Source organism: Lentzea sp. NPDC055074, assembly GCF_053608005.1.
In genome coordinates this window covers 133,875-152,587 of record NZ_JBSGUQ010000013.1, presented here as the reverse complement: position 1 = coordinate 152,587, position 18,713 = coordinate 133,875, and the positions used below count along the sequence as shown (strand labels likewise).

The window sequence follows — 18,713 nt, the reverse complement described above, 5'->3', positions numbered from 1 at the left end:
ATGACCAGCAGCAAGGCGAAGGAGGAGCACCCGCCGACGCTCTCCGCCCGCACCATGCGCAAGATCGAACGCGCGTCGGGCTCGCTCGCGACCGCCAGCGTGGCCGAGATGGAGCGGCGCCTGCCGTGGTTCGCGCGGATGCCCGCCGACCAGCGGGCGAGCGTGTTGCTGCTGATCCAGAACGGCGTGGCCGGGTTCGTCGAGTGGCTGCACGACCGGCAGCAGGCGATCCGGCTGACCGCGGACGCGTTCCGCAGCGCCCCCAAGGACATCTCCCGCTGGGTGAGCCTGCGCCAGACCGTCGAGCTCGTGCGGATAGCCCTGGAGCTCTTCGAGGGGCAGCTGCCGGAGATGGCGGCGGACGAGGCCGAGCGCGCGCTGCTGATGGAGGGCGTGCTGCGGTACGGGCGGGAGATCGCCTTCTCCGCCGCCACCTCCTACGCGGCGGCCGCCGAGGCGCGTGGCGCGTGGGACGCGCGGCTCGAAGCGCTGGTCGTCGACGGCATCGTGCGTGGCGACCCGGAGGAGTCGCTGCTGTCCCGCGGCGCCGCGCTGGGCTGGGACCCGGCGCTGGAGGCGACGGTGCTGGTCGGCAACCCCGGCGGCGAGGACCCGCCCGCGATCATCTACTCGGTGCGCAGCAAGGCGGCCCGCGCCGGTCGTCCGGTGCTGCTGTCCGTGCAGGGCTCACGGCTGGTCGTCGTGCTCGGCGGCCCGACGGAGACCGGGGAGGACGTGCTGGGGCGCATCGCCGAGGGCTTCGGTGAGGGCCCGGTCGTCGCCGGGCCGACGGTGAAGTCGCTGTCCGAGGCGCATCGCAGCGCCAGTGACGCGTTGAGCGGGCTGCGCGCGGTCGTGGGCTGGCCCGCCGCCCCTCGTCCCGTCCGCTCGCTCGACCTGCTGCCGGAACGGGCGCTGGCGGGCGACCCGGAGGCGGAGTGGCAGCTGGTCGACAGGGTCGCCCGGCCGCTGGAGGACGCGGGCGGCGCGCTGCTGGAGACCGTGGACGCCTTCCTGGAGGTCGGAGGCGTGCTGGAGACGTGCGCGAAAAGACTGTTCGTGCACCCGAACACGGTCAGATATCGCCTTCGGCGCGTTCAGGAAATGACGGGAAGAAATGCACATGACGCTCGAGACGCACTTGTGCTTCGCGTCGCTTTGTCTGTAGGACGCCTTGCTCGCTCCCGTGGCCTGTGGTAACGAACGGGTTGTGACGGACTTCGCACACATCCGTTAGGGTGAGGGCCAAACGACCTTGCACCACGCTGAGCTGGGCTTACGCCGGGGAGCGTTCACCTGAACGACACTTTTGTAGGGTCTCTACAAATACGATCGCCGTACTTCGTTCTTTACGGCATGGGGTACCGGTGGGTTCACCAGCTTTAGTAATCGACGTGATCGCACTCCTCGCGCCCGGACAAGGGTCCCAGACGCCCGGCATGCTCACCCCCTGGCTCGAACTGGAGGGGGCGGAGAAGCAGGTCCGGACGTGGTCGGAGATCACGGGCCTGGACCTGGTGCGTCTCGGCACCACGGCGGAGGCCGACGAGATCGTCGACACCGCGATCACCCAGCCGCTCGTCGTGGCTCTCGCCGTGCTCGCGTTCGGTGAGCTGCGCAAGCGCCTCGAACTGCCCTCCGCCGTGATCGTCGGCGGTCACTCGGTCGGCGAGCTCGCCGCCGCGGCCGTCGCGGGCGTCATCAGCGCCGACGACGCCGTCGCGCTGGCCGCCGTGCGCGGTGCCGCGATGGCCCAGGCGTGCGCGCTGGAGCCCACCGGCATGGCCGCGGTGCTCGGCGGCGACGAGCCGGAGGTCCTCGCCCGCCTGGAGGAGCTCGGTCTCGTGCCCGCGAACCGCAACGGCGCCGGCCAGATCGTCGCGGCCGGTCCGCACTCCGCGCTCGACGAGCTCGTGGCGAACCCGCCCGGCCCGGCCAAGATCCGCAAGCTGGCCGTCGCGGGCGCGTTCCACACCAAGTACATGGCGCCCGCCGAAGACGCGGTGCGCGCTCGTGCCGCCGAGGTCACCACGCACGACCCGTCGCTGCCGCTGGTGTCCAACAAGGACGGTCAGGTCGTCACCGAGGGCTCCGAGGTGCTGGCGCGCCTGGTCTCCCAGGTGACGAGCCCCGTCCGCTGGGACCTCTGCCAGGCCACGTTCGTCGAGAAGGGCATCGCGGGCTCGGTCGAGCTGCCGCCCGCCGGCGTGCTGACGGGTCTCGCGAAGCGTGCGATGAAGGGCACCGCCACTCTCGCCCTGAAGACCCCCGACCAGCTTGAGAAGGTCTCCGAACTGTTCGAGACCGTTGGAGCCGATAAGTGACGACCTTCCAGGCCCCGAGCGCAGCCGCCGGGTGCCGCATCCTCGGTCTCGGCAGCTACCGGCCCGAGACCGTGGTGAGCAACCACGACCTGGCCGCGCGCATGGACACCTCGGACGAGTGGATCCGTGAGCGCGTCGGCATCGTGAACCGCCACGTCGCCGCCAAGGACGAGGGCGTCGTGGACATGTCGGTCCTCGCCGCCACCAGGGCGATCGAGGACGCGGGCCTCACCGCGGCCGACATCGGCGGCGTGATCGTGGCGACGTGCACCATGCCGTCGACCATCCCGAACGCCGCCGCGCAGGTCGCCACGAGGCTCGGCATCCAGGCCGCGGCCGCGTTCGACCTGAACGCCGCGTGCGCGGGCTTCTGCTACGCCGTCGCGACCGCTGCGGACATCGTCCGCGCGGGCACGGTGCGCAACATCCTCGTCGTCGGCGCGGAGAAGCTCACCGACTGGATGCACCCCGACGACCGCTCGACCGCGATCATCTTCGCGGACGGCGCGGGTGCCGTCGTGGTCGGCGCCAGCGACACGAACGAGATCGGCCCCGTCGCGTGGGGCTCGGACGGCTCCATGTCCGAGGTCATCCGCATCGACGACCGCGACTCGTTCATCACCCAGGAAGGCCAGACGGTCTTCCGCTGGGCGACGACGCAGGTCGCTCCGGTAGCGATCCGCGCCGCCGAACTCGCGGGCGTCGAGCTGTCCGACGTGGACGTCTTCGTCCCGCACCAAGCCAACCTGAGGATCATCGAGGCCATCGCCAAGCGCCTTCGCAAGAATGGTGCGCGCGAGGACCTGAAGGTCGCTCGAGACATCGTCGAATCCGGCAACACCTCCTCGGCCTCGGTCCCCATGGCGCTCGACCACATGAGGTCCGCGGGCGAGATCTCCTCCGGAGACGTGGTGCTGATGGTCGGTTTCGGCGCGGGCCTGTCCTACGCGGGACAGGTCGTGCGGTGCCCGTGAGCACCACCCCCGGTTTTTCCATCGTTTCAATCGAAAGGGAACTTCAGTGAGCGACAACGTCCTTACCGGTCTTGCCGAGATCGTCGAAGAGGTCGCCGGCGTGGCCGCCGACGACGTCACCGCTGAGAAGTCCTTCGTGGACGACCTCGACATCGACTCGCTGTCGATGGTCGAGATCGCCGTCCAGGCTGAGGACAAGTTCGGCGTGAAGATCCCGGACGACGAGCTGGCCAACCTCAAGACCGTTGGTGACGCGGTGAACTACATCACCAGCAACAAGTGACTTCCGGCATCGAGGTCGTCATCACCGGGCTGGGTGCCACCACCCCGCTCGGTGGTGATGTCACGTCCACCTGGGACGCGCTTCTGGCGGGCAAGAGCGGCGTGGGTCCGATGACCCACGACTGGGTCGAGAAGTACGACCTGCCCGTCAAGATCGCGTCGCAGCTCGTGGTGGACCCGACCGAGGTGCTCCCCCGAGTAGAGGCGCGCCGCCTGGACCGCTCCGAGCAGGTCGCCATCGTCGCGTCCCGCCAGGCGTGGTCCGACGCGGGCCACAACGACGACACCGTCGACCGCCAGCGCCTCGCCGTCATCATCGGCACGGGCATCGGCGGCGCGATCACCCTGCTGACCCAGGACGACCTCCTGGAACAGCACGGCCTGCGCAAGGTGTCGCCGCTGACCGTCCCGATGCTGATGCCGAACGGCCCGGCCGCGCACGTGGGCCTGGAGCTGAAGGCTCAGGCGGGCGTGCACGCCCCGGTCTCCGCCTGCGCGTCCGGCGCCGAGGCCATCGCCTGGGCCTACCGCATGATCATGTCCGGCGAAGCCGACGTGGTCGTCGCGGGCGGCGCCGAAGCGTGCATCACGGCCATCCCGGTGGCGGGCTTCAGCCAGGCCCGCACCATGAGCACCCGCAACGACGAGCCGGAGAAGGCGTCGCGCCCGTTCGACACGGCCCGCGACGGTTTCGTCCTCGGCGAGGGCGCGGGCGTCATGGTCCTGGAACGCCGCGAGTTCGCGGAGGCCCGCGGAGCCAAGATCTACGGCCGCCTGGCAGGCATCGGCACCTCCGCCGACGGCTACCACATCACGGCCCCGGACCCCGAGGGCGTGGGCCAGTCGCGAGCGATCGCAGCGTCCCTGCGCTCGGGCGGCATCGACCCGTCCGACGTGGGCCACGTCAACTGCCACGCCACCTCCACCCCGGTGGGCGACGTCGCGGAGACCGTGGCGATCCGCAAGGCGATCGGCGACCACCCGATCCTGACCGCACCGAAGGGCGCCCTCGGGCACCTGCTGGGAGCGGCGGGCGCCGTCGAGGCCATCGTCACCGTGCTGTCCATCCGCGACGGCATCGTTCCCCAGACGCTCAACCTGGAGAACCTCGACCCGGCCGTCACGCTGGACGTGGTGGCGGGCGAACCACGCAAGATCAAGCTCGAGGCCGCGGTGAACGACTCGTTCGGGTTCGGCGGCCACAACGTGGCCCTGGCCTTCACTCCGGCCTAGCACCACTTCGCTCCACCTCAGGGGCCCGGTCCGCACTGCGGACCGGGCCTTTGTGCTTGTCCGGCAAGGGTCAGGGCGAGGCGGGAGAAGGACAGGGCGGGAGAAGGGCGGGGCAGGGCAGGGCGGATGGGGCGGAGCGGAGCGAGGCGGAACAGATGGGCGCTTGGTCCATCGCGATGCCGAAGGCGAGCCGTCTTACCAAGAGCCAAGGGTGGGGTGGTCCCGTCACGAGTCGCACCTCAGCTCTTGCTGCATCTGAAGGGGAGGGTCAAGTCGACACGCTTTTCGTCGACTTGACCCTCCCCTTCAGATGTGGCCCGCTCGGGTGCGACTCGTGACGGGACCACCCCACCGACGCCACCCGGCAAAGCAACGCGCCTCCGCCCAACGCATCAGGCGTGCCATCAACCTGCGCGTGGCGTGGGCCGGTCTTTGATCAGATTGTGGGGGTCTGGGGGCGGAGTCCCCAGGGAGCAACGCAACACAACGCCCGCAACGCGACCAGACCTACGAACTCGAAACCGGCGGCCGCCAACGCAACAGGGGGACGACCCACCCAACCGGCGCGCACAGGCAACAAAGCCCCGAAGCCGAAGGCGAGCTCAGCACTTCTCCATCTGAGGGTTCCGGTTCTCCGGCGCCTCATCCACCTTCAACACCCCACCCTCCCAGACCAGCACATAAACCACCCGCCACCGGATACACCCCTCAGGCAAAGCAGGCGGAGCCTTCGAAACGTCCTGAGTGGACACAAAAGAGATCAACACCCGCAACCGCCGCCCGACCACATCGGACTCGACCCGCTGCACCACCATCCCGCCATCCCGGGTGGACTCGTAAGCAGCGACCCACCCGGCCTCAGGCGTGGACGAAACCCGCCGAGCCGACACGACCTCACGCCAAGCGTCGAAATCGCGAGAGTTGATCGAGTCGAAGTAGGCCTGCAGCACCCGCTGCACGGCAGTCCGATCGGGATGGGTGAACGAGTCCGGACTCAACCGGACCTCCGCGGGCCCGGGCAGAGCCCCGACGACGGACGAGGACGCGACCGCCGGCGCCCCACGAGCCTCGGCGGGGCGCGAGTACACGGTCCGGCCCACCATCCCGGCCGCCACGGCGGCTCCGGCGATCACGACCACGGCCGACACCAGCCAGCGGCTTGCCACGCTCCCCACACGCGCAGCCTAGTCGCACGACACGCCGGGCAGCAGAGGGCTGCACACAAAACGTGTCGCGTTACATCAAAACACGGATTTCACTCGAACGATTACATCACACCGAAATTTAGTGAGTTGCATGTAGCAAGACAATGTTTGCTACATAAAGGTGGAAATCCAATCTCATCCTACGAATGGGTTCGAACGGGTGTCTCCATACCGCCGTTCGGCCGTACCAAACGCGCAATAGCAGCCAATTGTGGCTTCACTCGGAAAGAGCAGCCAACACAGCGCGTGCATGACGTTTGCACCTGCCCAACTATACGTCGAGGCCCGGATGGAATTGCCCAGCTCAGAGGCGCCGTTTAACAGAACGCTTCGGTGCCGTTTAGCGGAAACCTGGCGCGAGACCGATCAAGCGACCGGCAGCAAACATCTCAACCGGGTGAGATGGGCCCAAACCTCATCACCTGAAGTCACATACGCACCGGTAACCGATGGTCTTTCGGACACGAACGGGGGACCCATATGACCCTAACGGCGGATTCCCCATAGCTGCGAAATCGTGCGGAAATATGCCGCAACAAAGAAACGCAAACGAGTCAGGGAGGGGAATTCGGTGGACCTCAGATACGAGGCGTACTGCTTCGCCGATCGGCAGTTCTACGATCTGCAGAGCAGCACCGAAAGCACTCCTCAGGACGACTTCTCCACCGAACTCCCCGCGCTTCCACTCGACTGGGCGACGGTGGAACGCAACGTGTGGCGGCACCATCACCCGATGGGGGTGCAGCTGCCCACTCAAGGGTGGAAAATCCACGTTTCCGCTGGACTCGACAACGCCGGCCGGGTATTGAAGGCCGCTTTCGACTACTGCGTCGATCGGCGAATCCCCTTCAAGTACCTGCAGTCGATGTCGATCGTGCTGGCCCGCAACTCGAAGTACGCGCCCCGGGAGGGCAGCGGCAAGCTCGTCACGATCTACCCGACGGACGTCGCCCAGCTCGAGACGATCCTCACCGAGCTCGCGGAGATCCTCGACGGCCAGCACGGCGCCTACATCCTGAGCGACCTCCGCTACGGCAAGGGGCCGCTGTACGTCCGCTACGGCGGGTTCGTCGAGCAGTGGCTGGAGGTCGGCGGGCAGCAGGTGCTCGCGATCGCCGGGCCCGACGGCGAGCTCGTGCCGGACAGGCGCAAGCCCGTGTTCAGCCTGCCCGAGTGGATCGAGCTGCCGGCCTTCCTGAAGCCCCACCTGGACGAGCGCAACGCCGGCGACCCGGCCGCGTTCCCGTACCAGATCAAGAACTCGCTGCACTTCTCCAACGGTGGCGGCGTCTACCTGGCGACGCGCAAGAGCGACGGCAAGGAGGTCGTGCTCAAGGAGGCCCGGCCGCACGCCGGGCTCGACCGCGACGGCGAGGACGCGGTCATCAGGCTGGAGCGGGAGTACGAGATCCTCACGAAGCTCCAGGGCATCAAGGGCGTTCCGGAGGTGTATGACCGCTTCACCGAGTGGGAGCACCTCTTCGTCGCCATGGAGTTCATGCCCGGACGCTCGCTCGGGCAGTGGGTCGGCAGGCACTACCCGCTGACGCACATGGACGTCAGCGACGAGGCGCTCTCCGAGTACAAGGCCCGCGCGCTCAAGCTGGTCGGCCGCATCGAGTCGATCATGGACAAGGTGCACGAACGCGGCGTCGTGTTCAGCGACCTGCACACGCTCAACGTCCTGGTGGACGACGACGACCAGGTCTCGCTCATCGACTTCGAGCTCAGCTCCGGCATCGAGGCGGTCCGCAAGCCCACGCTCGGCTCGCCGGGCTTCCAGGCACCGCGCGACCGCGACGGTTTCGACATCGACGCGTACCCGCTCGCGGCGTTGCGGCTCTGGTTCTTCCTGCCGCTCAACACCGTCCTCGAGCTCGCTCCCGCGAAGATCCCGCAGCACGTCCGCGTGATCCAGCAACGCTTCGGGCTGAGCGACGACTACTGCCGGCCGATCATCGACGTGCTGACGCCGCGGGTCGACCCGCCGTCGGACCCCGCGCTGACCGAGTTCGACCAGGACACCCCGGACTGGGCGTTGGTCCGCAAGGAGATCGCGACCGCGATCCTGCACAGCGCGACACCGCACCGCGAGGACCGCCTGTTCCCCGGTGACATCGAGCAGTGGGAGGTCGGCGGCGCGGGCTTCGGCTACGGCGCGGCGGGCGTGCTGCACGCTCTCGCGGAAGCAGGGCAGGGCCGTTACCCCGAGCACGAGGACTGGCTGGTCAAGGCGTTCCGCCGGGAGCCGCCGAAGCAGGCGGGCTTCTTCGTCGGGGCACACGGCATCGCCCACGTGCTGGAGAACTTCGGCCACCACGACGTCGCGACGGAGATCGTCGAGACGTACGCGGAGCTGCTCCCGATGACGCAGGACCACGGGCTCAGCGCCGGCCTGTCCGGCATCGGCCTCAACCTGCTGCACTTCGCCGACGCCCGGCAGGACGACGGCTACGCGGCCCAGGCCGAGCACCTCGCGGACCGTCTCGCGGGCCAGCTCGCCGAGGCTCCCGGACCGGGTGACAAGGCGAAGGCGGGCCTGCTGCACGGCTGGTCCGGACCGGCGCTGTTCTTCCTGCGGATGTTCGAACGCACCACCGAACGCCGCTGGCTCGACCTCGCGGAGCAGGCGCTCGAGCGCGACCTGGCCGAGACGATGATCGCGCTCGACGGTTCGCTGCAGGTGCGGGACGGCAACCTGCGCAGCCTGCCGTACGTGGGCATCGGCGGCGCGGGTGTCGCACTGGCGCTGACCGAGTTCGCGAAGCAGGCTCCCGACCGGCCGTGCGTCGAGAAGCTGCCGGAACTGCTCGGCGGGTGCACCGGCGAGTTCGTCATCCAGCCCGCGTTCACGCTGGGCCGGGCCGGGCTGCTCGCCACGCTCGCCCACGCCACCAGGCACTTCCCCGACGAACGGCTCGAGCGCGCCGCCGAGCGGCACCTGAAGGCACTCGGCTGGCACGCCGTCCGCTACGGCGGCGGGCTCGCGTTCCCCGGCGTGCAGCTGCGCCGGCTCTCCATGGACCTCAACACCGGCGGTGCGGGCGTGCTGCTCGCCATCGCGTCCACAGTGGACGGCCGCCCACCTCTGCCCTTCCTGGGCACCAGAACGCCGGTCTCCGCAGACCGGTAGCAAGAAGAGATCGATCCCTCGAAACAAGGAGATGTTGTCATGGGTTTCATCCTTGACATGCAGGACCTCGAGACCCCCGAGGCCCCCGCCACGATGATGGCCGGCGGCAGCGGTGGCGGCGGTGGCGGCGGCTCGACGACGGCCTCGACCGTCTCCCTGCTGCTCCCGTGCAGCCACAGCGGTGCGTCGCTGCTGCTGTGCTGATCTCGCTCCACCAAGCATGAACGGCCGGTGAGCGGCATAGGCGAAGTATGCCGCTCACCCACCGGCTTCGAGGGCTCGGCAGCCGGCCAGCTGCCGGGCCCTCGCTTCATGATGGGCCCTCACCACCCCCGGAGGAACAGCCCGATGCGCAAATCCGGTGATCGGCTGCTTCTCACCACGACCACCCGCGACTACCGCCCGTGGCTCCTGCTCCTCAACGCCGCCGTCACCACCACCGCCGGGCTGCTGCTCCCCGCCGCTCTCGCAGGCGCCGTGGACATGGCATTGGGCGGCACGTTCGTGCTGGTCACGATCGTGTGGCTGCTCGTGCTCGCCGGCATCGAGGTCCTCGGCGAGGCGATCGGGATCGTGCTCGCCGCCGGCATAACCGCCCGCGCCACAGCGTGGTTGCGGCGCCGGTTGACGAAGAAGTTCCTCGTCCTCGGGCATCCGTCCTCGTTCGCGCCCGGAGACGCGGTCAGCCGCGTCACCGGTGACTGCGGCAACGCCGGGGGCATCGCCGTCCTCGTGATCGGGTTCGCGGTGACCGTCGTGTCCTCGGTCGGTTCCGTGATCGCCCTGGCCCTGCTCGACTGGCGCCTCGCGGCCGTGTTCCTGCTGAGCGTGCCGCTCGCGGGACTGCTGATCCGCACCCACATGCGCATGACCGCCGACGACGTCCTGACGTACCAGGAGGTGTCCGGCGAGGTCTCGGCACGACTGCTCGACTCGGTGTCCGGCCTGCGCACGATCGCGTCCGCCGGCATCGCCGACCGCGAGACGGACCGCGTGCTGGAGCCGCTCCCCCGGCTCGCCGCGGCCGGCGCCGGCATGTGGCGCACCCAGGCGAAGATGATGTGGCGGGCCGGGTTGCTGCTGCCCGCGGTCGAGCTCGCGGTGCTCACCGCCGCCGGGTTCGGTGTGATGCAGGGCAGGCTGAGCACGGGTGACGTGCTCGCCGCCCTCGGGTACGCGGCGCTCGGCATGGGCATCGTCGGCCAGATGACCCAGCTGACCGTGCTGGAGCGCACCCGCGCGTCCGCCGGCAGGATCGCCGAGGTCCTCGACGTCCCGGAGCCGCGCCGCCGTGCCGCCAAGCGGTCCAACGGCGTCATCGAACTGCGGAACGTCCACGTTGACGGCGCGCTGCACGACGTGAGCCTGATGATCCCGGCCGGCACGTTCGCCGCGATCGTCGGCAGCTCCGGTGCGGGCAAGTCGACGCTGGCCGCGGTGCTCGGCGGACTGTCCTCTGTAGACTCCGGCGAGATCCTCGGCCTGGACTCGGTCGGGTACGCCTTCGAACGTCCCGCGCTGCTCGGCACGACGATCGGCCGGTCGATCGGCTACGGCACGGACGCCGACGAGGTCCAGGTCAGGGACGCCGCTGTCGCCGCCCAGGTGCACGACGTGCTGATCCGGCTGCCGCAGGGCTACGAGACCCCGGTGGCCGACGCCCCGCTGTCCGGCGGTGAGGCGCAACGGATCGGCCTCGCCCGCGCGATCATCAGGGACCCCGACGTGCTCGTGCTCGACGACGCCACCGCGAGTCTGGACACGGTGACCGAGGCCAAAGTGGACAGGGCGCTCACCACCGCGCTCCCCGGCAGGACCCGGATCGTCGTGACGCACCGCCCGGCGACGGCCGCGAGAGCGGACCTCGTGGTGTGGCTGGAGGACGGCCGGATCCGCGGCACCGGCACGCATCGGCTGCTGTGGCACAACGAGGCCTACCGGGCCGTGTTCACCGGGGGCGAGTGATGCGCTTCTACCTCTCCACGCTGGCAGGACACCGCAAGGGCGTCCTGGTGCTGCTCGGCTGGTCGATGCTCGAGGGCATCCCGGCGTTCTTCGGCGGCAGGCTCGTCGGCAGCGCCGTCGACCGGGGCTTCGCGGCGGGGAAACCGCTGGCCGGCGTGCTGTGGCTGGTGTCGTTCGCGGTGCTCGCGGTGGTGGGCGCCCTGGGACAGCGGCAGGTGTTCGCTCGGCTCGGCGCCGTCGTCGAACCGATGCGCGACGCGCTGGTCACGCGGGTGGTGAAGGGCGTGCTGAACGACCCGACGCACCGCCGCACCCCGGACGCCAGCGCGGTCGCCATGATCACGCGGCACGTCGAGGTGGTCCGCGACGCCACCGCGGGCGTGCTGGTGCAGGCCCGTGCCCTGCTGGTCACGACGGTCGCCGCGCTCGTCGGTCTCGCGACGACCGCCGCCGCGTTGATCTGGCTGGTCGTGCTGCCGATCGTGGCCGCGCTGGTGCTGTTCGGGTTGATGCTGCCCTCGCTCGCGAAACGGCAGCGCGACGCTGTGATCGCCGACGAACGCACGGCGGAGGCGTCCGGTGCGGTGCTGACCGGGCTGCGCGACGTCGCCGCCTGCGACGCGGGTGGCGAGGCCTATCGAGACGTCGCACGGCAGATCGACCGGCAGGCCAGGGCCACGGTCACCGTCGCGTGGGCGAACTCGTTGCGCGCCACGGTGATCGCGCTCGGTGGTTTCGCGCCGATCGTCCTGCTGGTGGCGTTCGCTCCGCCGCTCGTCGCATCGGGACAGCTCACCACGGGCGCGGTCCTCGCGGCCGTCGTCTACCTGACCAACAGCGTCAACCCCGCGTTGCACGGACTGGCCCGAACGACCAGCACGGTCGTGATGCGGCTGATGGTCGCTCTCAAACGACTTCAGGAAGCGGCCCCGCGCACCGACAGGACGATCGGCTCCGAAACGCCCGCCAACGGCGAGTTCGTGCTGCGGGACGTCACGTTCGGCTGGAGCCCGGACGCGGAACCGGTGCTGCGAGGCCTGTCGCTCGGCCTGCGGCCCGGCGACCACCTCGCGGTCGTCGGCCCGTCCGGCATCGGCAAGTCCACAATGGCCAGTCTGCTGACCGGTCTGATGCCGCCGGACCACGGTTCCGTGCTGTTCGGCGGCGCCCCGATCGACCAGGTGGCGCCCGCGGTCCGGCACCACGCGATCGCGCTGATCCCGCAGGAGACGTACCTCTTCACCGGCACGGTGCGGGAGAACCTCACGCTCCTGGCTCCATGGGCGACGGACGAGGACCTGGTCGAGGCGGCGAAGAAGGTCGGCGCCGCACCACTTCTGGACCGGCTGGGCGGCCTGAACGCGATGCTCGGCCACGGCGGAGAAGGACTTTCCGCTGGTGAGGCGCAGCTGTTGGCACTCGCGAGGGTCTACGTCACGTCCGCGAGCGTCGTGATCCTCGACGAGGCGACCTCACACCTGGACCCCGCCGCCGAGGCCCGTGTGGAACGGGCTTTCGCACGACGGGACGGAATCCTCGTGGTGATCGCGCACCGGTTGAGCTCGGCGCTGCGAGCGAACCGCGTGCTGGTCATGGACGGCGGGAAGCCGTTGCTCGGCACCCACGAGCACCTGCTCAAGACGTCCGCGCTCTACGGGCAGCTCATGCTGGCGTGGGACCCCACGCACCGAGAAGAAACCCCGCTGCCCAAACGGTGAGCGGGGGTCCACTCCGGACTAGACGAGCCTGTCAGCCGACACGGTGCAGCCAGGTGACGGGCGCGCCGTCTCCCGCTCGGCGGAACGGTTCCAGCGCGTCGTCCCACGCGGCGCCGAGCAGCTCGTCCACGCCGTGCGCGAAGGACTCGCCACCACGGGCTCGCACCGCGAGCGCGCGCAGCTGGTCCTCGTTGACGACGATGTCGCCGTTCGCCGACGTGCGGGCGTGCCACAGCCCCAGAACGGGCGCGAAGCAGAAGCGCTCGCCGTCCTGACCGGAGGAGGGCTCCTCGGTCACTTCGAATCTCAGCATCGGCCACGCGCGCAGCGCAGCCACTAGTTTGGCGCCGGTGCCGGCGTCTCCGGTCCACGCGCATTCCGCGCGCAACTGGCCTGGTGCCGCGGGTTGCGCTGCCCACCTGAGGTCCACCCGGACACCGAGGGTGCCCGAGATCGCCCACTCGACGTGCGGACAGACCGCAGACGGCGACGAGTGGACGTAAACCACGCCACTGGTGCTGCCACGGGTGCTCACTGCTGACCTCCGCTACTCGACGAGGGACGTCTTCCCCTACGCCTTTGTCGAGAGTGAGGTGATCACCGTGGAACCCGTTCGCTGCATTCTGCCTCGACTTGAGGCATGTCCGCCATAAGAACCAGCTCGATCATCACCCGACCGGGGCAGATACAGGTCTTAAGTCCCGATCTCCCGGCCGAGTGATGCCTGATCGTGATCTACAGAGCGTTTACCGCGGCAACGACGTCGACTAGACCCGTGCCCTTGTCGAACGACGAGGTGTAGGGGCCTGCGGGCTGGTAGCCGGAGCCGTACTTGTGGGCCGTCGACTTCAGCGCCCGCTCGATGTCAGCGGGGGTCGCGGAAGGCTTGGCCTGGAACAGCTGTGCGACGATCCCGGCGATGTGCGGTGCCGCCATCGACGTGCCGCTGATCGTGTTGAACGTACCGAGGTCGAGCGGTCCCGGCCCGTTCTGCGGCTTCAGGCCGGTCGCGCAGATCGGCAGGTAGAGCCGGCAGGACGAGGCGATGTTCTCGCCGGGTGCCGAGATGTCCGGCCAGGTCGCGGAGTCCGTGGCGAGACCTCGTGATGAGAAGTCGGACACAGTGCCGTCGCGGGTGCCGGTCTCCTGGTCGTTGTAGGAGGCCACCGAGATCACGCCCGGTGTCGGGTCGACGCCCGGCGGGTTGGACAGGTTCGCTGAACCATCACCTCCGTCGTTGCCGTTCGCCCACACGACGACGACACCCTCGGCCACCAGCTGTCGTTGCAGCTTGACAGTGACCGACTCAGGGTCGAACGCACCGCCGCCAGACGGCCCGTAGGAGTTGTTGATCACCTTGATCGGCGGGCAGGTGGAGGCGGGGACACCGGCGCCGCAGGGAGCGCGGTGGTTCTCCAGCACCCAGTTCAGCGCGGCGTCCGCGCCGAGGATGAGGATCGCCGCGCCGGTCGAGATCACGACGCCCTTCGCGCCCGGCGCCGCGCCGCGGATCACCGGTCCGCCGGTGGTCTGCACGTCACCGCCGATCGCGATGCCGGTGACGTGGGTGCCGTGGCCGCCCAGCGACGTCGTGTCGGTGTCGAGGAAGTTCGGCACCGGCACGATGCAGTTCGTCTGCGTCGAGCCGTCGAGGCACAGGCTCTTGAGGTTGCGGACGATCCTGCCGCCGAACGACGGGTGCGTCGGGTCGACACCCGAGTCGATCACCGCGACCGACACGCCCGCGCCCGTGAGCCCGAGGCTGTTGCGGGCGTCGAGGCCGCGCGTGGCGGTGTGCGAGGTCGAGCCGAGGAACCTGATCGGCTTCTGGACCTCGACGCGCGTGACGCCCGTTTCGGCCCTGGCGGAGGAGATTCGCGCGGAGTCTCCCCGCGCGGCTACGACGCCGATCTTGCGGAAGCTCGTGAGCTTCTGCAGACCGGCTGACTCGACCGCCCGTTCCGCGGCGGCGATGTCGGTTCCGTGGACGTAGACCGTGGAGGCCGGAGCGGCCGTCGCGACAGGGGAGGCGACGGCCACCAGCAGTACGGCGAGCGATGCTGCGCGTGTGTACATGGACCCTCCGTGAACATTGGCAGGCAATCCATCCAACGAGTGATCCACTTATCGGTGACGGGCATCACCGAATGTCTCGACCGAGTGCGTTTGGCCCACCCCGGACCGCTACGGTGTCCCCCCGTGCGGAAAGGTAGGGATCGTGCGGCTGATCCGTCTGGGCGCTGAACCCTCGGCCATTGGGGCGGACGTCCGTGCCGCCCTCACGGCGTGGGGCGCGGGTACCGAGGTCCTGGGTGGTATCGCGCTGATCGGCGTCCAACCACCCGACTGTCCTGTACCGCTGGACGCGATCGTCGTGCTGCCCAAGGGCGTTCTCGTGATCGTCGGCGTCGACCTGCCCGACCCCGGGGTGAAGCTCGAGGCCCCGCTCGGCGGCCAGTGGAAGATCGACGGCTGGCCGCTCGTCGCCAAGGACGGCACGGCGAACCCGGCGACCGAGGCCGTGGCGGCGGCGACCGCGGTGGCGCAGCGGATCCAGGCGATGCGCGCGGAACCGCTCCCGGTCAGCACGGTCGTGGCGGTCGGCCCGTTCGTGGGCCAGGTCGTGCAGCCGACGGTCGACCTCAACCGCGGCGTGCGGGTGCTGCACCCCAAACCGTCCACTGTGCTCAGTGCGGCCCGCGAGCTCGCGACGTCGACGGTGCCGTGCACGGCTGACCACGCGGCGAAGCTCCTCGCGATCCTGCAGACCACCGGCACGCCGCCGGACGCGAAGGCGCTCCTCGCGGAGGGGTTCAGCGACGCGATCTCCCCCGACCTCGCGGCCGCCAGCACGATGCTCATCCCCAAGGCCCAGATGCGCCAGGCCCTCGGCCGCAAGCGCTTGCCGGGCAAGTTGACCTGGCCCTACCTCGCCGGGGCGGCTCTGCTCGCGCTGATCCTCGTCGTGTGGCTGGTGGCGGCACTGCCCGGTGACGACACGCCGGCCGACGCGACGCCCGCCCCCACCTCCGCGCAGCCGACGACGGTGGTCGTGGACGGCACGACGTTCGTGCCGAAGGAGATGAAGAAGGACCAGGACTGCCAGGCGCAGGCGTTCGGCGACGTGAAGGCGTGGCTGGTCGCGAACGACTGCGGCGTGATGCTGCGCGCCACCTACGAGACGTCGTTGCTGAACAGGCCGGTGACGGTGCTGGTGGCGGACATGGACCTGTACGACGCGCCCAGCGCGAAGGCGTTGCACGCGATCATCGCGCTGCCGGGGTCCGGCGGGGTGCACGGCCTCGACGGCAAGCCGCTGGAGAGCGCGGCGTTCGCGAACAACACCAAGGGAAGCCACGTGACGCTGGCGTTCGCGGTGTACTCCGGCGGCGGGGGCGAGCCCGCGCTCGACCCGATCGCCAAGCAGGCGTTGCGGCTGCCCGTCACCCGGTAGAGGGTGGAGGGCATGGTCGGACAACTGCGTTCTGTCGTGCTCGACTGCCCGGACCCCGGCGCGCTCGCGTCGTTCTACGAGAAGCTCCTCGGCGCCGAGCGGCTGGCCGGTGGTGACGACACCTGGGTCGTGATCGTCGCCGACGGCACGCGCATCGCGTTCCAGCTCGCCCCCGAGTACGAGCCGCCGACGTTCCCCGACCCGCGCGGCTCGCAGCAGTTCCACCTCGACGTGCTGGTCGAGGACGTCGAGGAGGCCGAGCGCGCGGTGCTGGCACTCGGCGCCGAGCTGCTCCAGAAGGACAACGACGACACGTTCCGGGTGTACGCGGACCCGGTGGGGCACCCCTTCTGCCTCGTGTGGCTTTCTTGATCGAGGCCTACTGTGGGCCGCATGGACTTCGACGTCATCGTCATCGGTGGTGGCCCCGTAGGTGAGAACGTGGCTTGGCGGACGGCCGCGGGTGGCCTGTCCACCGCCATGATCGAGAAGGAGCTCGTCGGCGGCGAGTGCTCGTACTGGGCCTGCATGCCCTCCAAGGCGTTGCTGCGCTCCGGGCACGCGCTCGCCGCCGCGAAGCGGGTCAAAGGCGTGGTCGGCGGGTCGCTCGACGCGGCCGCGGTGCTGGAGCGGCGCACGAGCTTCACCTCCGACTGGGACGACACCGGTCAGGTGAAGTGGGCCGAGTCGGAGAACATCCACGTCATCCGCGGCGACGGTGAGGTCACCGGCGAGCGTGAGGTCACCGTGGGCGGCGAGGTCCACCGGGCGCGGCAGGCCGTCGTGGTGTGCACCGGCAGCGTGCCGAAGATGCCGCCGCTCGAAGGCATCGAGGACACTCCCGTGTGGACTTCGCGCGAGGCCACGTCCGCGCGCGAGGTTCCGGACTCACTGGTCGTGCTCGGCGGTGGCGTCGTCGGCGTCGAGATGGCGCAGGCGTGGGCGCGGCTGGGGTCGAAGGTGAAGCTGGTGGTGTCCGGTGACCGGCCGCTGCCGAAGATGGAGGAGTTCGTCGGCCCGCTGGTCGTCGAGGGCCTGGAGGCCGACGGCGTCGAGGTCCTCCTCAACGGGCGAGCCTCGGCGATCAAGCCGGGCGAGCTGACGCTGAAGGACGGCCGGGTCGTGCAGGGGTCGCACATCCTCGTCGCGACCGGACGGGTGCCGGCGACCAAGGACGGCAAGCCGCTGACCATCGACGACTCCGGCCTCGTGTCCGGTGTGGACGGACGCTGGCTGTACGCCGCCGGCGACGTGACCGGGCGGGCGTTGCTGACGCACCAGGGCAAGTACCAGGGCAGGGCGGTCGGCACGGCGATCCTGGAGCGGTCCCGCGGCTTCGAGCCGAAGCAGTGGTCGGCCGGTCAGGCGTGGGCGGACCACGTGGCGGTGCCGCAGGTCGTCTTCACCGACCCCGAGGTGGCGTTCGTCGGGCACACCGCCGAACAGGCGCGGGCGGCGGGCCGGGACGTGAAGGTCGTCGACCTGGACATCGCGGTCGCCGGGTCGTCGCTGCACGCGGACGGCTACAAGGGCAAGGCGCGGATGGTCGTGGACGAGCGGACGCGGACGCTGGTCGGTGTCACGTTCGTCGGGCAGGACGTGGCCGAGCTGCTGCACTCGGCGACGGTCGCGATCGTCGGGGAGGTCACCGTGGACCGGTTGTGGCACGCGGTGCCCTCGTACCCGACGATCAGCGAGGTCTGGCTGCGACTGCTGGAGTCCTACGGGCTCTGAAGCGGGTCGCGGGGTTTGTCGAGCACGGACCCCAGCATGCCGGCGAGGAGCTCGTTCGCCGTGCCGACCACGTGCGCGCGGTCCTGTTCGTCGACCCGTTCGGCGAGCTTGAACAGCGCGTCCGCGGTCTGCACGGCGATCCGGAACGTCAGCATCACCGGGGCGTCGCCGTGGGCGCCGAACCGGTTGACGAACATCTCCGCCAGCCGTTCGGCCATCATCTCGTACTGGTCGACGCTCGAGTCGAGGCGATGACTGTCCAGCATGTCGCTGAACCGCACCCTCCCGAAGCCGGGCACCTCGACGAGCATCCGCATGTACACCGCGATGACCTGAGTCATGGCCTCGCGCCACGAGTCCGCGATCAGGTCGGCGGCGAACAGCTCCTCGATCTCGCGGAGGCAGATCTCCATACCTCGCAGTGCCAGAGCGTGCACAACGGATCTTTTGTCCGGGAAGTACTGATAGAAGGAACCAATGGGCACTCCGGCCACTTCGACGATGCGAGCCGTGGTGATGTCGTCGTAGTCGTATTCGTTCAGCAGGCTCGCGCACGCGTCGAGGATCGCGGAGACAGTTGCCGCGCCGCGCTGTTGCACAGGCTGCCGACGCATCACCCTGGCTAACCTGCCTTTTGCCGGATCTTCATGCACGCCGACATCTTTATCCATAAGTGCGCTCGAGCCCAAGC

Annotated in this window: 16 protein-coding genes and 1 pseudogene; 12 read left to right on the top strand and 5 right to left on the bottom strand. The window is 69.5% G+C overall.

Annotation, left to right across the window (positions count from 1 at the left end):
• Positions 1-1,152 (top strand): annotated as a pseudogene (locus ACWF7A_RS27510) (PucR family transcriptional regulator); the annotation flags it as partial.
• Here the strand turns inward: ACWF7A_RS27510 and ACWF7A_RS27505 are convergent.
• Positions 1,076-1,261, bottom strand: coding sequence for a TraY domain-containing protein (locus ACWF7A_RS27505; protein ID WP_452253482.1), 186 nt, complete (start codon positions 1,259-1,261; stop codon positions 1,076-1,078). The pseudogene ACWF7A_RS27510 and the gene ACWF7A_RS27505 overlap by 77 nt on opposite strands.
• 133 nt (positions 1,262-1,394) lie before the next feature.
• On the opposite strand from ACWF7A_RS27505, the gene ACWF7A_RS27500 reads away from it, so the two are divergent.
• The 4 genes from ACWF7A_RS27500 to ACWF7A_RS27485 are packed head-to-tail and all read left to right on the top strand — an operon-like array spanning position 1,395 to position 4,813.
• Positions 1,395-2,324, top strand: a complete 930-nt coding sequence (locus ACWF7A_RS27500; RefSeq protein WP_452253374.1) for an ACP S-malonyltransferase — start codon at positions 1,395-1,397, stop codon at positions 2,322-2,324.
• The gene (locus ACWF7A_RS27495) at positions 2,321-3,298 is read left to right on the top strand and encodes a beta-ketoacyl-ACP synthase III (RefSeq protein WP_452253373.1); all 978 of its coding nucleotides are present in this window, start codon (positions 2,321-2,323) and stop codon (positions 3,296-3,298) included. Before ACWF7A_RS27500 ends, ACWF7A_RS27495 begins: the two co-directional genes overlap by 4 nt.
• A 46-nt stretch (positions 3,299-3,344) precedes the next feature.
• On the top strand, positions 3,345-3,581 hold the full coding sequence (locus ACWF7A_RS27490) for an acyl carrier protein (protein ID WP_089950824.1): 237 nt from the start codon (positions 3,345-3,347) through the stop codon (positions 3,579-3,581).
• On the top strand, positions 3,578-4,813 hold the full coding sequence (locus tag ACWF7A_RS27485; protein ID WP_452253372.1) for a beta-ketoacyl-[acyl-carrier-protein] synthase family protein: 1,236 nt from the start codon (positions 3,578-3,580) through the stop codon (positions 4,811-4,813). Before ACWF7A_RS27490 ends, ACWF7A_RS27485 begins: the two co-directional genes overlap by 4 nt.
• 602 nt (positions 4,814-5,415) lie before the next feature.
• On the opposite strand, the gene ACWF7A_RS27480 is transcribed toward ACWF7A_RS27485, so the two are convergent.
• On the bottom strand, positions 5,416-5,988 hold the full coding sequence (locus tag ACWF7A_RS27480; protein ID WP_452253371.1) for a hypothetical protein: 573 nt from the start codon (positions 5,986-5,988) through the stop codon (positions 5,416-5,418).
• Between the two features lie 601 nt (positions 5,989-6,589).
• Here ACWF7A_RS27480 and lanKC point away from each other — a divergent pair.
• The 4 genes from lanKC (at position 6,590) to ACWF7A_RS27460 (ending at position 12,834) form a co-directional block, all read left to right on the top strand.
• On the top strand, positions 6,590-9,151 hold the full coding sequence (gene lanKC, locus ACWF7A_RS27475) for a class III lanthionine synthetase LanKC (RefSeq protein ID WP_452253370.1): 2,562 nt from the start codon (positions 6,590-6,592) through the stop codon (positions 9,149-9,151).
• Between the two features lie 39 nt (positions 9,152-9,190).
• Positions 9,191-9,355, top strand: a complete 165-nt coding sequence (locus ACWF7A_RS27470) for a SapB/AmfS family lanthipeptide (protein ID WP_452253369.1) — start codon at positions 9,191-9,193, stop codon at positions 9,353-9,355.
• Positions 9,356-9,499: 144 nt separating this feature from the next.
• Positions 9,500-11,116: an ABC transporter ATP-binding protein gene (locus ACWF7A_RS27465; RefSeq protein WP_452253368.1), complete on the top strand. Its 1,617-nt coding sequence runs from the start codon at positions 9,500-9,502 to the stop codon at positions 11,114-11,116.
• Positions 11,116-12,834, top strand: coding sequence for an ABC transporter ATP-binding protein (locus ACWF7A_RS27460; RefSeq protein ID WP_452253367.1), 1,719 nt, complete (start codon positions 11,116-11,118; stop codon positions 12,832-12,834). The genes ACWF7A_RS27465 and ACWF7A_RS27460 overlap by 1 nt, the downstream gene beginning before the upstream one ends.
• A 31-nt stretch (positions 12,835-12,865) precedes the next feature.
• Here ACWF7A_RS27460 and ACWF7A_RS27455 read toward each other — a convergent pair whose 3' ends face one another.
• The gene (locus tag ACWF7A_RS27455) at positions 12,866-13,369 is read right to left on the bottom strand and encodes a DUF3145 domain-containing protein (protein WP_089922398.1); all 504 of its coding nucleotides are present in this window, start codon (positions 13,367-13,369) and stop codon (positions 12,866-12,868) included.
• Between the two features lie 200 nt (positions 13,370-13,569).
• Entirely contained in the window at positions 13,570-14,910 is a 1,341-nt protein-coding gene (locus tag ACWF7A_RS27450; protein ID WP_452253366.1) for a S8 family serine peptidase, read from the bottom strand.
• 142 nt (positions 14,911-15,052) lie between these two features.
• Here ACWF7A_RS27450 and ACWF7A_RS27445 point away from each other — a divergent pair, with 142 nt between their 5' ends.
• The 3 genes from ACWF7A_RS27445 to ACWF7A_RS27435 are packed head-to-tail and all read left to right on the top strand — an operon-like array spanning position 15,053 to position 18,022.
• The gene (locus ACWF7A_RS27445) at positions 15,053-16,288 is read left to right on the top strand and encodes a hypothetical protein (RefSeq protein ID WP_452253365.1); all 1,236 of its coding nucleotides are present in this window, start codon (positions 15,053-15,055) and stop codon (positions 16,286-16,288) included.
• A gap of 12 nt (positions 16,289-16,300) precedes the next feature.
• Positions 16,301-16,660: a VOC family protein gene (locus ACWF7A_RS27440; protein WP_452253364.1), complete on the top strand. Its 360-nt coding sequence runs from the start codon at positions 16,301-16,303 to the stop codon at positions 16,658-16,660.
• A 21-nt stretch (positions 16,661-16,681) separates the two neighbouring features.
• Positions 16,682-18,022 (top strand): dihydrolipoyl dehydrogenase family protein, encoded by a 1,341-nt coding sequence (locus ACWF7A_RS27435; protein ID WP_452253363.1) that lies wholly within the window; start codon positions 16,682-16,684, stop codon positions 18,020-18,022.
• Here ACWF7A_RS27435 and ACWF7A_RS27430 read toward each other — a convergent pair.
• On the bottom strand, positions 18,010-18,636 hold the full coding sequence (locus tag ACWF7A_RS27430; RefSeq protein WP_452253362.1) for a TetR/AcrR family transcriptional regulator: 627 nt from the start codon (positions 18,634-18,636) through the stop codon (positions 18,010-18,012). The two genes, ACWF7A_RS27435 and ACWF7A_RS27430, sit on opposite strands and share 13 nt — an antisense overlap.
• Positions 18,637-18,713: the final 77 nt, after the last annotated feature.

Excerpts from the sequence above, each read along its gene's own strand:
- ACWF7A_RS27470 (WP_452253369.1), top strand. The coding sequence starts at position 9,191 with ATGGGTTTCATCCTTGACATGCAGGACCTCGAGACCCCCGAGGCCCCC.
- ACWF7A_RS27465 (WP_452253368.1), top strand. The coding sequence starts at position 9,500 with ATGCGCAAATCCGGTGATCGGCTGCTTCTCACCACGACCACCCGCGAC.
- ACWF7A_RS27460 (WP_452253367.1), top strand. The coding sequence starts at position 11,116 with ATGCGCTTCTACCTCTCCACGCTGGCAGGACACCGCAAGGGCGTCCTG.
- ACWF7A_RS27450 (WP_452253366.1), bottom strand. The coding sequence starts at position 14,910 with ATGTACACACGCGCAGCATCGCTCGCCGTACTGCTGGTGGCCGTCGCC.
- ACWF7A_RS27440 (WP_452253364.1), top strand. The coding sequence starts at position 16,301 with ATGGTCGGACAACTGCGTTCTGTCGTGCTCGACTGCCCGGACCCCGGC.
- ACWF7A_RS27435 (WP_452253363.1), top strand. The coding sequence starts at position 16,682 with ATGGACTTCGACGTCATCGTCATCGGTGGTGGCCCCGTAGGTGAGAAC.
- ACWF7A_RS27430 (WP_452253362.1), bottom strand. The coding sequence starts at position 18,636 with ATGCGTCGGCAGCCTGTGCAACAGCGCGGCGCGGCAACTGTCTCCGCG.